Below are 13213 nucleotides of genomic sequence, written 5' to 3'. Positions count from 1 at the left end.
CCCGACGTGCGTCCGGCCCGTGAGCCTAGTGCTCCCGGACAGCCCCTTCGCCGGCCGCGACCTTCGGCCGCGGGGCGGCCTCGGGCGCCTGCGGCGTGAGGGGCTCCTCGAGGGTCGACCGCGCCGACGGCTCCTTGACGAAGAAGGCGGCGACCGTCGTCAGCAGGCACAGTCCGCTCACGTACCAGAAGAACAGCGACTCGTTGCCGGCCTGCTTGAGCGCGAGCGCGACCGGCTCGGACGTCCCGCCGAACACCGCGGCGACCAGAGCGTGCGGAAGGCCCACGCCGAGCGCGCGCACCTTCGTCGGGAACATCTCGGCCTTCACGATCGCCGAGAGGGCCGTGTAGCCACTCACGAAGATCATCGCCACGGCCAGGAGCAGGAACGCGACGACCGGGTCGGAGGCCCCGCCGAGCAGCGTCATGAGCGGAACGGTGAGCAGCACGCCGCTGATCCCGAAGAACAGCATGACCTTGCGGCGGCCGATCCTGTCGGAGATGTGCCCGGTGAGCGGCTGCAGGAGCATGAAGAAGAACAGGGCGCAGAAGACCACGACCGACGCCGTCGACTTCGCCATCCCGGCGGAGTTGACCAGGTACTTCTGCACGTACGTCGTGAACGTGTAGAAGGCGACGGTGCCGCCGATCGCGAGGCCGAACACGGCCGCCAGCTGGAGCGGGTACTCGGTGACCAGCGCCCGGAGGCCCTTGCGCACCTTCGTGCCCGACGCGGCCGCGGCCGCCTCGGCGCGCTTCTCGGCCTGGAAGTGCTCGGACTCGTCCATGTGCCGGCGCAGGTAGAGCACGACCAGGGAGGCGAGGGCACCGATGAAGAACGGCACCCGCCAGCCCCACGCGTACATCTGCTCCTCGGTGAGGAAGCTCTGCAGGCCGATCATCACCAGCAGCGCGGAGAGCTGGCCCAACACGATCGAGACGTACTGGAAGCTGGAGTAGAACCCACGGCGGCCGGGAGCCGCGACCTCGGACAGGTAGGTGGCGCTGGACCCGAACTCGCCGCCGACGGACAGGCCCTGCAGCAGCCGGGCGACGACCAGGATCACCGGAGCCGCGAGCCCGATCATCGCGTAGGAGGGCGTCGCGCCGATGATGAGCGAGCCGGCACCCATCAGGATCACCGACAGGCTGAGGGCGGAACGACGTCCGAACCGGTCGGCGTAGAGGCCGAGCAGCCAGCCACCGAGGGGCCGGACGAGGAAGCCGACGGCGAAGACGACCGCCGTGGACAGCAGCTGGGCGGTGAGGTCGCCCTCCGGGAAGAAGACCGTGGCGAAGTAGATGCTGAACGAGGCGTAGACGAACCAGTCGTACCACTCGACGAGGTTCCCCAACGAGCCTCGGGCGACGTTGGCGGCGACCGAGGACCGCCTCTCGGTGACCGGGGTGGGGGGCCGGCTCGGCTGCGACATTCAAGCTCCCTTGCTTGCACGGATCGAGGGTGACGTTGTCCTCGATCACTGATGCTCGCGGCGCCCCCGGCCCCGGTACAGCCTCACCGGCGGACCTTTACGCTTCCTTAGGACGGTTCCTCATCAGCGGCTGCGCCGACCTGGCGGAGCACCTGGGCGGCGTGGGCGAGGACGGGAGCATCGACCATCCGGCCCTCGAAGGTGAAGACCCCGCTCTCGGACCGCGCGGCGGCGGTGACCCCTTCGGCCCAGGCGACCTCGTCCGGGGTGGGCAGGAACGCGGTCCGGACGACCTCGACCTGCTTCGGGTGGATGCACGCCTTCGCGGCGTATCCGGACGAGACCGCGGCGACGCTGTCGGCCGCGAGCGTCTCCAGATCGGCGATGTCGACCAGGACGGTGTCGATCGGGGTCACACCGGCAGCGCGGGCCGCGTAGAGCACACGGGTGCGGGCCTCGCCCACCACCGGCCAGTAGGCGCCGTCCGGCGCGCGGCCACGACGGCCGCCGAGGTCGGCGACCAGGTCCTCACTCCCCCACATGATCCCGACGCAGTTCGCCGCCGCCGCGATCTGCGGCGCGGCCAGCACGCCCTTGGCGGTCTCGCACAGGGCGACGACCGGATGGGGCCGCAGCGCCTCGACCGCCTCCGCGCTCTCGGCCATCGGCAGCATGACGACGACGTCGGGCCGGTCCGCCAAGGCGCGGACGTCGTCGGAGTACCAGCGGGTTCCGGCCGCGTTGATCCGGACGATCACCCCCTCGAGGTCCATCCGCTCGAGAGCCTGCACGACCTCCTTCCGCGCCAGGTCCTTCTCCTCGGGACCGACGGCGTCCTCGAGGTCGAGGATGACGGTGTCCGCTGCGGCGGCGGCCTTCCCGAACCGCTCCGGCCGGTTGCCGGGGCAGAACAGGAGCGCGGGTCCGCGCACCGCAGGGACGTGCTGTTCTCCGGACGACACACTCATGGTCAGTCGAGCCCGCCCCGCTTGACGAGCTGCCTCGCGATCACGTTGCGCTGGATCTCGTTGGTGCCCTCGCCGACGATCATCAGCGGGGCGTCCCGGAAGTAGCGCTCGACGTCGAACTCGGTGGAGTAGCCGTACCCGCCGTGGATCCGCACCGCGTCCAGCGCGATCTCCATCGCGGCCTCGGAGGCGAACAGCTTGGCCATGCCGGCCTCCATGTCGCAGCGCTCGCCCGCGTCGAACTTCTCCGCGGCGTGCAGGATCAGCTGCTTGGTGGCCGTGAGCTTGGTGGCCATGTTCGCCAGGTAGTTGCCGATCGACTGGTGCTTCCAGATCGGCTGGCCGAAGGACTCGCGGTCCTGGGCGTACTGCAGCGCGTCGTCGAACGCCGCCCGGCCGACGCCCAGCGCGCGGGAGGCGACCTGGATGCGGCCGGTCTCCAGACCCTTCATCATCTGCGCGAAGCCCTTGCCCTCGACCCCGCCGAGCACGGCCGAGGCCGGCACCCGCATGTCGTCGAACTGCAGCTCGCAGGACTCGACGCCCTTGTAGCCGAGCTTGGGCAGGTCCTTCGACACCGTGAGCCCGGGCCCGTGCTCGACGAGCAGGATCGACACGCCCTTGTGCTTGGGCTCGGCCTTGGGGTCGGTCTTGCACAGCAGCGCGATCAGCTGCGAGCGTCGCGAGTTGGTGATCCAGGTCTTGGAACCGTTGACGACGTAGGAGTCCCCGTCGAGGCGGGCGTTCGTGGTCATCGCCTGCAGGTCGGATCCGCCGCCCGGCTCGGTCAGCGCCATGGTCGCCCGGATCTCGCCGGTGGCCATGCGGGGCAGGTAGTGGTCCTTCTGCTCCTGGGTCCCGAAGGCCAGGATCAGCTTGGAGACCACGGTGTGCCCGCCCATCGCGCCGGCCAGGCTCATCCAGCCGCGGGCGAGCTCGGCGGTGACCAGGGCGTAGCAGGGCATCGAGACCGGGGCCTCGCCCCAGGGCTCGGGGATCGCCAGGCCGAAGATCCCGAGCTCCTTCATCTGCTCGATGAGCTTCTCGGGGTACTCGTTGGCGTGCTCCATCTCGCGCACGACGGGACGGACCTCGCGCTCGACGAACTCGCGCACGGTCTCGACGACCGCCTGCTCCTCGGTGCTCAGGACGCTCATGGGTGTTCCTCTCGGGTGGTCGACGTGGTGGCTGTGCTCAGACGAGGTCGCGGTCGCGGAGATCGGAGATGACGTCCTCCGAGCGTCCGAGCTCGCGCAGGATCGAGGCCGTGTGCTCGCCGAGGGCGGGGACGGGACCCATCACCGGTTCGACGCCGGCGAGGTCGGCCGGAGGCCGCAGCGCCTCGATCCGACCGCCCGGGACCTGCACCGGCCGCCAGCGGTCGCGGCCTTCGAGCACCGGATGGTTCAGGAAGTCCTCGACCTGGTTGATGCTCGCATTGGCGACCCCGGCCGCGTCGAGCAGCTCGGCCGCACGCTTCGTCTCGAGCGGGAGGAGCTTGCCACGGATGAGCTCGTTCAGCTCCTCCCGATGCGCCACCCGCGCCGAGTTCGTCGTGAACCGGTCGTCGGTGGCCGTCTCCGGCTCGTCGAGCACCACATCGCAGAGGGAACGCCACTCACGGTCGTTCTGCACCGCGAGCAGGATCGTGCCGTCGGCGGTCTCGTAGGGCCCGTACGGGGCGATCGTGGCGTGCTGCGCGCCGACCCGCGCGGGCTGCCGGCCGCCGTGGCGGGTGTAGTAGGCGGGCGCGCCCATCCACTCGGCGAGCGCCTCGAACAACGAGACCTCGACCGCCGAGACCTCACCGGTGGTCGCCCGGCGCAGGAGCGCGGTGAGGATCCCGGAGTACGCGTACATGCCGGCGGCGATGTCGGCCACCGAGATCCCGACCTTCGCCATCTCGTCCCACGTGCCGGTGATCGACAGGAGCCCGGTCTCGCACTGGACCAGCAGGTCGTAGGCCTTCCGATCCGCCCACGGCCCGTCGGTGCCCCAGCCCGAGACCGAACACGGGATGACCCGCGGATGGGTGCGGGCCAGGGTTGCCGGGTCGAGCCCGAGCCGCCCGGCGGCGCCGGGGCCGAGGTTCTGCACGAGGACGTCGGCCCGGCCCAGCAGCTCGCCGAGGATCCCCCGGCCCTCCTCGGACTTCAGGTCGAGGGTCAGCGACTCCTTCGACCTGTTCAGCCACACGAAGTAGCTGGAGTTCCCGTACACCGCCTCGTCGTAGCCGCGGGCGAAGTCCCCGCCACCCGGACGCTCGATCTTGATGACGCGCGCTCCCAGGTCGGCGAGCTGACGCGTGGCGAACGGGGCGGCGACGGCCTGCTCCAGGCTGACGACGGTGATGCCCTGCAGGGGCGGGGTGGACGTCATCGACGGCCTTCCTTCGGCGAGGTGATCGGGTCAGGCGAGCCGGACGGTGGCCGTCAGGGACGGCGTGACGCCCTCGGCCGCCACCGTGATCTGCGCGCGGTCTCCGTCGCAGCGGGCGGCACTCAGGATCCGGGCCGGGACGAAGGCCGGGCGAACGAGCCGGTATTCGAACGTCCGGACCGTCTTACCGGGCGCGTTGACCCGCGGCAGCTCGAGGGCCTGGAGGGCGAGGAGGGGGCCGTGCACCACGAGATCCGGGTAGCCCTCCACCTCGGTCACGTACGGGGTGTCGTAGTGGATGCGGTGACCGTTGTAGGTGAGGGCGCTGAAGCGGGCCAGCAGGACGGGATCGGTCGGCAGGGCCGAGCTCCAGTCCCCGTCCGGCGCAGGCTCACCGCCCTCGGGACGGGTCATCGTGCGGCGTGGCGTGCCCTCGGGTTCCGACCGGTAGACGATGTCCTGTTCCTCGGTCGCGACCAGCTCACCGGCGACGGACAGCTCGTGCCGGACCGTCACGAAGGCCATCTCGCCGCTGCGGCCCGACTTCACCGTCACGTCCGCGACGGCCGACCGGCAGTGCAGCTCGGCGCCGAGCGGGATCGGCGCGTCCTGGTTGAACCTGCCCCCGGCGAACATGCGACGCCGCCCCGGGATCGGGGGAAGGAAGGGGCCGGCCGTCGGGTGGCCGTCCTCGCCGATCGCCGCCTGCGCGGGATGGTCGAGGAGGGTGAACCAGTGCCACAGGGGCGGCAGGGGGTCGCCCTCCTTCAGGGCCGGCGTGTCGGCGTCGATGAGCGCGGCGAACGCCGCGGCCGACCACGGGTCGACCCGACGCGAGGTCTCGACGGTGCCGGGCCGCCAGCTCCGCAGCGACTCGGCCAGGACGCTCTGCTTGCCGGGCTCACTCATCGGGTCCCCTCGTTCGACGATCGTGCTGCGCCGGCCGCCACGAGGCGCCGACGCCGAGGTCGCCGGCTCAGGATTCTGGAGAATATAGAATCTGTGCTCGCGACAGCCGCCATCCTGCCGCTTCCCGATCGATACGGGAAATGACAATGTTGAACCGGCTTGATGACGCTCATGCATGATGGCGTCATGACGGTGGACGAGCTCGAGTGGTTCGTGGTCCTCGCCGAGACCGAGCACATGACCCGGGCCGCCACCCGGCTGAGCATCAGCCAGCCCACCCTGTCCCGTGGTCTGGCCCGCCTGGAGCGCCAGGTCGGGGCTCCGTTGTTCGACCGGGTGAACCGCAGGCTGCGGTTGAACGTCTACGGCCGCGTCCTCCTCGAGCACACCCGCCGCAGTCTCGGGGAGCTCGATGCCGCCGGCGAGAGGATCCGCTCTCTCCGGGACCCCGATCACGGCTCCGTCCGGCTCGCGTTCCTGCACTCGGTCGCGACGTGGCTGGCGCCCGAACTGATCAGAGGCTTCCGCATCGAGGCACCCGGGGTGCAGTTCTCCCTCACCCAGGCCGCGTCCTACGAGCTCCTCGCCCACGTTCGCGAAGGCCAGGCCGACATCGCGATCACCGGGCCGAGACCCGACGCCGAGGACCTCGGCTGGCATCCGCTCCACCGTGAGCAGCTGTGCCTGGTGGTACCGCGCGATCACGCCGCCGCGGCGCTCGACCAGGTCGACCTCGCTGCCGCGGCGAACGAGCCGTTCATCGTCCTCGGCCGGGAGTTCGGCCTGCGACAGCTCACCGAGGACCTCTTCGCCCATGCCGGCATCGCCCCGGACATCGCCTTCGAGAGCGCGGAGATCGCGACGATGGAAGGGCTGGTGGCGGCAGGCCTCGGAGTCGCGGTCGTCCCCGCACCGCGTCCGAACCGGGCCGAGCCGAACGCCGTGTACATCCCTCTGGCCGACTCCGCAGCGCACCGGGAGCTCGGGCTGGTCTGGCACGAGGAGGTGGCCCGCTCACCCCTCACCGAGAGGTTCATGGGGTTCGTCTTCTCGGGCCGCTGGCGTAGGGCGCCGGCGGACTGAGCCGCCGTCCCGCCGCGGTACGAGCTCCCGCTCAGAAGGGCGTGAGGCCCAGGGCGGCGCGGAAGCGGTTCTTCACGAACACGCCGTCGCGCGGGGGGAGCACCCGCGGCGGCTCCTCGGCGGAGATGAGGACCTGCGCGAAGGCCGGACCCGACCGGGCGCGGATCCGCTCGATCACGCCCGTCACCCCGTCGTGGTCCTCGACGCGGAACGAGTCGGCGATGCCGAAACCGCGGGCCACCGCGGCGAGGTCCGTGCCGAGGCTGGTGTGGCTCCGCTGCATGCCCGTCTCGCCGAAGTGCCCGTTGTCGAGGACGACGACGGTCAGGTTCGAAGGCTCGCAGGCCCCCACGGTTCCGAGGGATCCGACGCCCATGAGCTGCTCGCCGTCACCCGTCACGACGACGACCGAGCGGTCCGGCTGAGCCAGCGCCAGGCCGAGTCCGACCGGCACCGCAGCGCCCATGGCGCCCCACAGGTAGAAGTTCTCGTCGCGGTCGCCGGCGGCGAACACGTCGTAGGACGGCGATCCGAGGCCCGTCACCACGAGGGCGTCCGGCACACCTGCCAGCAGATCGGCGACGAAGCGGCGCCGCTCGATCCGGGGTTCGGTCACTGCGCTGCTCATCGGTTCCCCTCCCACTTCTTCCGGCCGATCAGGCGCTGGCCGAGGATGACGGCGACCTGCTCCCCCGCGAGGAACGCCGAATCGACCGCGGCGCTCACGACCTCCCCGACCTCGTCGGGTGCGTCGGCGCGGTACACGCGGATTCCCATGAGTTCCAGGACACCCTGGGCCCTGCGCCCCATCGGGCTCTGCCAGGGGTTGAACTCGGCGTACTCCCCGCGCATCGTGATCAGCGTCAGGAACGGGAAGCGGCAGTTCTCCAGCAGCGAGAACATGTTGACGCAGTTGCCGACCCCGCTGCTCTGCATCAGCAGCACGGCGCGCCGGCCACCGAGCCACGCCCCCGCCACCACGCCGACGCCCTCCTCCTCGCTGGTCAGCACCACGTCCTGGATCTCCGGGCTACCGATGGCCTCCCGGATCGAGTACGCGTGTCCGGCGTCGGGCACGTAGGCGATCTGCCGCACCCCGGCCTCCAGGAGGACGTCGAACGCCTCCTTCTGCCACGCCTGCTCAGCCATGTGTCTCCTCCGCGTCGCCAGTACCCCGAGCATCATCAGGCGTGATATCCGGCGCTGACCAATAGAGAATCGGCATGCACGGATGCCGGGCCGTCATCCCTCACCGGGTCGCGTCACCCGGTACCGGCGGGCACCGCCCGGAAAGGCAGACTGGCCCGACGTGAGCTTCGCGACGGCAGCCGACGGCGCCCGGATCCACTTCGACGTCGAGGGAGCCGGCCCCCCGCTGGTGCTGCTGGCGGGGCAGGCCAACTCGCGGCGCTGGTGGGGCCCCGTACGAAGCGACTTCGCCGCGGCGCACCGCACCATCGCCATCGATGCGCTGGGCACCGGCGAGAGCGAGTCGCCGCCCGGCGCCGAGTACACCACCCGGCGCTTCGCCGGGGACGTGATCGCGGTGCTCGACGAGCTCGGCCTGGACCGGGTGGACGTCTACGGGACCTCCATGGGCGGGAAGGTGGCCCAATGGGTCGCCGCGGACCACCCGGGCCGGGTCCGCTCCCTCGTCCTCGGCTGCACCACGCCTGGCGGCGAGAGAGGACTCGTCGCGGCCCCCGACGTGCTGCGACCGCTCGCAGGCCCGCCGCAGGACGCCGAGCGCGCCCTCGGCGAGCTGATGTTCACCCCGGGCTGGCTCCGTGCGCACCCCGGCCCGTACGCAGTCCTGGGCGACCGCCACATGAGCGCCGCCGCGCGCCGTGGTCATCGCAGAGCCAGCGCAGGACACGACGCGTGGGACGCGCTCGCTCGAATCGCCGCCCCGACGCTGATCCTGCACGGCACCGACGACCTGTTCTGTCCCACCGCGAACGCGTCACTGCTCGCGGAGCGCATTCCCGACAGCCGGAGCCTCCTGCTGGAGGGGGCCCGCCACGCCTACTTCGAGGAGTTCCGGGAGCAGGCCGGGCGGGCGGTCCTGGACTTCCTCGGACAGCACCGGAACTGATCCGAGAGCGGACCGTTCGCGCAGGTCAACCACCCAGCCAGGTGGCCGAGGGCCACGCACCGCTGGCGACGGAACGGGCCATCTCGTCGACGAGGAGGTCGGCGACGCCGCGGGCGGCGACACTCAGTTTGCGCGTGCCGGGCATCGCCAGCACCAACCTGCGGCGCATCTCCGGGTCGGTGAGGGGAGCGGCGGTGACCCTGCCCCGGGCGAGCGCGTTCGTCACCGCGGTCCCCGGCAGGACGGTGAGTCCGACACCGGCCGCGGCCAGCCGGCGCTGCACGCTCATCGAGTTCGTCTCGACCGCGACCCGCAACTCGCAGCCCTTCCGCGCCGCCGTCCGCTCGAGCATGTTGCGCATGGCGTGCGGACGGCTGGGAAGGACGCGGAGCCGGTCGACGACCTCCGCCAGGCCCATCGGGTGCTCGAGCGAGAGGTCGGCGTCCGGCGGCCCGACCACCCACAGCGCCTCGTCGAGCAGCGGGCGGACGTCCACGGAGGCCGACGGTCGGACGTCGTAGAGGACGGCGAGGTCGACGTCAGCGGCGTCGAGCCACTCGGCGACGTGCCCGGCGTAGCCGACCAGCAGGCGGAGCTGCACGGTGGGATGTTCGCGGGCCACCCGGCCCACCAGCGCCTCGGCCAGCGGGTCGGCGAAACTGGGTAGCAGACCGACCGTCACGAGACCCTGCAGCTCACCGGAGCGGGGCCGGATCTCCGCGCGCGCCCGCTCCAGCTCCCCGAGCGCACGCCGCGCGTGCTCGAGCAGCACCCGCCCGTCCGAGGTCAGGACCATGCCGCTGCGGGTCCGCTCGAACAGCGCCGTGCCCAGCTCGTCCTCGAGGAGCCGGATCTGCCGCGAAACGGCCGGCTGCACCAGGTGCAGGATGTCCGCGGCCCGGGTGACGCTTCCCGACTCGGCGACCGCGATGAGCGCGGACAGTTGCTTGACGTCGATCGCGGGCCTCCTGCCGACCGGGACCGGATGATCCTGGCATGCCGACGCTCTATCGCCGGGCTCCTTCGATCAGCCCTCGTGATGAGCCGGGGAGGGTCCGGTCCGCCTGCAGGTCCGCTACCGGCAGCCGTGGGTCCGCCGGGCCCGGCAAGGGCCGCCCTCGACCTCGAGCGGTTTCGGAAGACCTCGAGCATCGCCCGTGGGGCGCCCCTCGGTGACCGACACGCCGGGCAGCGAGGCCAGGGTGCGATACCGCGGTGATCGACACCCGGCGAACCGAACGTGGATGTCGAAGGCCGGTAACCCGGTCGGTGCCGCCGACGGACGTCGCGAAGGCGATCGGGTCCCTGCACGACAATGAGGCACGGCCCAACGGCGAGGGTCCGAATTCCGGTATGGGGCGGCGCCCGATCGGCGGTATCGACACCGTTACCCCTGTCACTTCTCCGCACGAGTAGTCGTCGACCGACTGTGGCGTGGGTGACAATCGCCGTGATTCCATCGAATACCACCGCCGTGATCAAACCGTGATACATGCTGCCTGACCTGCGCATTCGGCAAGTACGGAAAGCAACGGGCCGGGGGTGCGTGACGCCGGTCATGAATCGATCATTACCATCCGACCTCAGTTTTACGTAGCCTCGATTACCGGTTGGCCCGTCCGGGTCGGCCGGTAAGTCATCCGACCCGCTGCGCCTCCCCCTGTTCCGCGGTTTCGGTCCGTAGAGAAAAAAGCTGGAACAGGGGCGAGAAAGTACCGGCAGACGTCATCCCCAACGTCGGCCGGGCAGAGTTCGGCATCAGCTCCCCAAGCTGCTTTGCAATCCGATCTGTGCAGGAGTCTTTCTCGATGGCGCAGATGGAGTGCTCCCTATGTTCTCTCGAATCTCGATCTTCTCCGGCCGTAACCTGCTGCGTGCGGCTCTCGCCGGCGCCATCGCGGTCGGAGCTCCCCTCGCCGTCTCCGGCACCGCGAACGCTGCGTCCGGCTCGACCTGGGACGCGCTGGCCCAGTGCGAGAGCAGCGGCAACTGGAGCATCAACACCGGCAACGGGTTCTCCGGTGGCCTGCAGTTCACCCCCTCGACGTGGCAGGCCTTCGGCGGCCAGGGCGTCCCGGAGAATGCGACCCGCGAGCAGCAGATCGCCGTCGCCGAGAACGTGCTGGCCGCGCAGGGCTGGAACGCCTGGCCGGCGTGCTCGCAGAAGCTCGGCCTGGCCTGACGGCCGAGACTTCCGATCGTCGGGGCGGCAGCTGTTGTTCCGCCCCCGGATTCCGGAAGACCCCCGTGCGCCGTGGCGGCCGTTCGACCTCGGGCAGCGCCTGATCTCGTCGGGAATACCGCCGCGGGCGCGGGGAAGACTCAGCCCGGATCTGTTTCACGCGCGGGGCCCGGCCGGTGAAGACAACCGGCCGGGCCCCGCGTGCGTGGCTTCCGTTCCGAAGAGGGCGCGAGTCGTCGCGGCTGAGGCGGATGCAGGTTCTGCGACGCCCGGCCGAGCGTCACGCCGTCATCGATAGCCGGTGTTGTCCGCTCGGAGGCCCGGGTCTTGGACCCCCACGATTCGGCGCCACGCATCAGGAGCGGAGCCGTCGATGTCCGTCACGCCGTACTCGCGCGCGTCCCGCCACCTCTCTTCGGTGGCGCCGTAGATGTCGAGCGCGCCGGCCCGCTCGGCGGCGATCTCGGTGCCGTCCTCCGACGGCACGTGCTCGATCAGCCGATCCTCTCGTAACGCAGGTACACGGTGCCGCCGCGGAAGGCGCGCTGCTCGACCAGCCGCAGCCGCAGGTCGGCGCCGAGCGGGAAGTACGGCTTGCCGCCGCCGATGAAGGCCGGCACCACCCTCGGGCGGAACTCGTCGATCAGGTCCAGCAGCGATGCAGCCAGACCGGCGCCGCCGACGGCCAGGTCGCCGTCGGTCTCCTTCTTGAGCCGGACCACCTCGTCGATCGCATCGGCGCGGCGCACCAGCCGGCACCCGGGCGCGACCGACTCCAGCGAGTCGGAGAACACGATCCGCGGCGTCGCGGCGTACTCGCGGGCGAACTCCGCCTCCACCTCGGGCCCGTCGGCCCGCTCCGGCGCCGTCCAGAACTCCTCCATGACCTCATAGAGGCCGCGGCCGAACAGGAACGCCGCCGTCTCACGAGTCTGCTGGTTGGCGAAGCGGTGCACCTCCTCGTCCGGCTCGGAGAAGGCGATGCCGCCGGTCAGGTCCTCGATGTAGCCGTCGAGGGAGATGCTCATCGCGTAGCTGAGAGTGCCCATGGGGAAGTAGACCGCCCGGCGCACCCGAACTCATCGTCAGCGGGTCCGGAGAGCACCAAGATCGCCTTGACCGGGTCGGCGAGGACCTGCGCGTTCGCGCCGTGGCATCTGTACGAACCGGAGGCGGACCCCACCGCCCGGGGTCAGGCCCGCAGCATCTCCAGCAGCCGCTCCGCGGTGCCCGTCGACGACGCGGGGTTCTGGCCGGTGACCAACCGCCCGTCCACCTCCACGTGCGGACCCCAGGCCTTGCTGCGGGCGTACACGGCGCCGCGGTCCGCGAGGCGGTCCTCGAGCAGGAACGGCACCACGCCGGTCAGGCCGACCCCGGCCTCCTCCTCGTCGGCGAAGCCCGTGACATGCCGGTCCGCCACGAGGTAGGACCCGTCCTGCGCGCGCACGTTGACCAGTGCCGCGGGCGCGTGGCAGACGGCGGCGATCGGCTTGTCGGCGGCGAGGAACCCCTCGAGCAGCGCGATCGAGTCCGGGTTGTCGGGCATGTCCCACATCGGGCCGTGCCCACCGGGGTAGAAGACCGTGTCGAAGTCGCCGGCGGAGACGTTCGCGAGCTTCTCCGTGTCCGCGAGCTTCGCCTGCGCCTCCTCGTCGGCCCGGAACCGCCGCGTCGCGTCCGTCTGCGAGTCGGGCTCGTCGCTGCGCGGGTCGAGCGGTGGCTGCCCGCCCTTGGGCGAGGCGAGGGTGACGTCCGCGCCCGCGTCGGAGAACACGTAGTAGGGGGCCGCGAACTCCTCGAGCCAGAACCCGGTCCTGCGCCCGGTGTCGCCGAGCTTGTCGTGTGAGGTCAGCACCATCAGGATCTTCATGTCACGTCACCATCTCCGGCCCGTCAGGGACGTCGTCGACTGTCTGCTGCCGTGCGAGGTACCCCCGACGCGGGGCCGTAAGCCTTGTTTCCCGCCGGTCCTGCTCGGTCAGGACGACGCCGAGGATCTCGTGCTCGGAACGGCAGAACCAGAACGATCATCCACCGCTGTCGAACATATGTTCGATCCAGGTGGTAGTCTGTGGCCTCGGTCGCGGCGCCGAGGTGGGGAAGACCCGGCGACGCGACCGTCTACCGCCCGCGCTCGGCAACGGGCAGCGGCTGGTGGTGCC

At 70.9% G+C, this 13213-nt stretch carries 14 protein-coding genes; 3 read left to right on the top strand and 11 right to left on the bottom strand.

What is annotated here, in order from left to right; translation table 11 throughout:
* Positions 1-25 precede the first annotated feature (25 nt).
* The 5 genes from WBK50_RS04425 to WBK50_RS04405 form a co-directional block, all read right to left on the bottom strand.
* The gene (locus tag WBK50_RS04425; protein ID WP_341334363.1) at positions 26-1432 is read right to left on the bottom strand and encodes an MFS transporter; all 1407 of its coding nucleotides are present in this window, start codon (positions 1430-1432) and stop codon (positions 26-28) included.
* A 107-nt stretch (positions 1433-1539) separates the two neighbouring features.
* A complete protein-coding gene (locus WBK50_RS04420) occupies positions 1540-2364 on the bottom strand; it encodes an HpcH/HpaI aldolase/citrate lyase family protein (protein WP_341334362.1) in 825 nt (274 codons plus the stop codon).
* 38 nt (positions 2365-2402) lie between these two features.
* The gene (locus WBK50_RS04415) at positions 2403-3557 is read right to left on the bottom strand and encodes an acyl-CoA dehydrogenase family protein (protein WP_341334361.1); all 1155 of its coding nucleotides are present in this window, start codon (positions 3555-3557) and stop codon (positions 2403-2405) included.
* Positions 3558-3594: 37 nt separating this feature from the next.
* Positions 3595-4779 carry a CaiB/BaiF CoA transferase family protein gene (locus WBK50_RS04410; RefSeq protein ID WP_341334360.1) on the bottom strand — a complete coding sequence of 395 codons (1185 nt, stop codon included), beginning with the start codon at positions 4777-4779 and terminating at the stop codon, positions 3595-3597.
* A 30-nt stretch (positions 4780-4809) separates the two neighbouring features.
* Positions 4810-5688: an FAS1-like dehydratase domain-containing protein gene (locus WBK50_RS04405; RefSeq protein WP_341334359.1), complete on the bottom strand. Its 879-nt coding sequence runs from the start codon at positions 5686-5688 to the stop codon at positions 4810-4812.
* A gap of 186 nt (positions 5689-5874) precedes the next feature.
* On the opposite strand from WBK50_RS04405, the gene WBK50_RS04400 reads away from it, so the two are divergent.
* The gene (locus tag WBK50_RS04400) at positions 5875-6771 is read left to right on the top strand and encodes a LysR family transcriptional regulator (RefSeq protein WP_341334358.1); all 897 of its coding nucleotides are present in this window, start codon (positions 5875-5877) and stop codon (positions 6769-6771) included.
* Positions 6772-6802: 31 nt separating this feature from the next.
* Here the strand turns inward: WBK50_RS04400 and WBK50_RS04395 are convergent, their stop codons facing one another.
* Together WBK50_RS04395 and WBK50_RS04390 are read right to left on the bottom strand one after the other, a co-directional pair.
* Positions 6803-7399, bottom strand: coding sequence for a thiamine pyrophosphate-dependent enzyme (locus tag WBK50_RS04395; protein WP_341334357.1), 597 nt, complete (start codon positions 7397-7399; stop codon positions 6803-6805).
* Positions 7396-7920: a phosphonopyruvate decarboxylase gene (locus WBK50_RS04390; protein WP_341334356.1), complete on the bottom strand. Its 525-nt coding sequence runs from the start codon at positions 7918-7920 to the stop codon at positions 7396-7398. The genes WBK50_RS04395 and WBK50_RS04390 overlap by 4 nt, the downstream gene beginning before the upstream one ends.
* A 160-nt stretch (positions 7921-8080) precedes the next feature.
* Between WBK50_RS04390 and WBK50_RS04385 the strand changes: the two genes are divergently transcribed.
* Positions 8081-8866, top strand: a complete 786-nt coding sequence (locus WBK50_RS04385) for an alpha/beta fold hydrolase (protein WP_341334355.1) — start codon at positions 8081-8083, stop codon at positions 8864-8866.
* 25 nt (positions 8867-8891) lie between these two features.
* On the opposite strand, the gene WBK50_RS04380 is transcribed toward WBK50_RS04385, so the two are convergent.
* Positions 8892-9809, bottom strand: coding sequence for a LysR family transcriptional regulator (locus tag WBK50_RS04380; RefSeq protein WP_341339287.1), 918 nt, complete (start codon positions 9807-9809; stop codon positions 8892-8894).
* 888 nt (positions 9810-10697) lie between these two features.
* Here WBK50_RS04380 and WBK50_RS04375 point away from each other — a divergent pair.
* Positions 10698-11048, top strand: coding sequence for a transglycosylase family protein (locus tag WBK50_RS04375; protein WP_341334354.1), 351 nt, complete (start codon positions 10698-10700; stop codon positions 11046-11048).
* Positions 11049-11336: 288 nt separating this feature from the next.
* Here the strand turns inward: WBK50_RS04375 and WBK50_RS34925 are convergent, their stop codons facing one another.
* From WBK50_RS34925 to WBK50_RS04360, 3 genes are all read right to left on the bottom strand, one after another.
* Positions 11337-11534: a hypothetical protein gene (locus WBK50_RS34925; protein ID WP_445942221.1), complete on the bottom strand. Its 198-nt coding sequence runs from the start codon at positions 11532-11534 to the stop codon at positions 11337-11339.
* Positions 11535-11542: 8 nt separating this feature from the next.
* Positions 11543-12121 carry a dihydrofolate reductase family protein gene (locus WBK50_RS04365; protein ID WP_341334353.1) on the bottom strand — a complete coding sequence of 193 codons (579 nt, stop codon included), beginning with the start codon at positions 12119-12121 and terminating at the stop codon, positions 11543-11545.
* Positions 12122-12240: 119 nt separating this feature from the next.
* Positions 12241-12921, bottom strand: a complete 681-nt coding sequence (locus WBK50_RS04360) for a type 1 glutamine amidotransferase domain-containing protein (protein ID WP_341334352.1) — start codon at positions 12919-12921, stop codon at positions 12241-12243.
* Between the last annotated feature and the right edge of the window lie 292 nt (positions 12922-13213).

This window comes from Pseudonocardia sp. T1-2H, from assembly GCF_038039215.1.
Lineage (GTDB): Bacteria > Actinomycetota > Actinomycetes > Mycobacteriales > Pseudonocardiaceae > Pseudonocardia.
The sequence above is the reverse complement of the archived record's forward strand: the minus strand, read 5'-3'. Positions and strand labels throughout refer to the sequence as shown.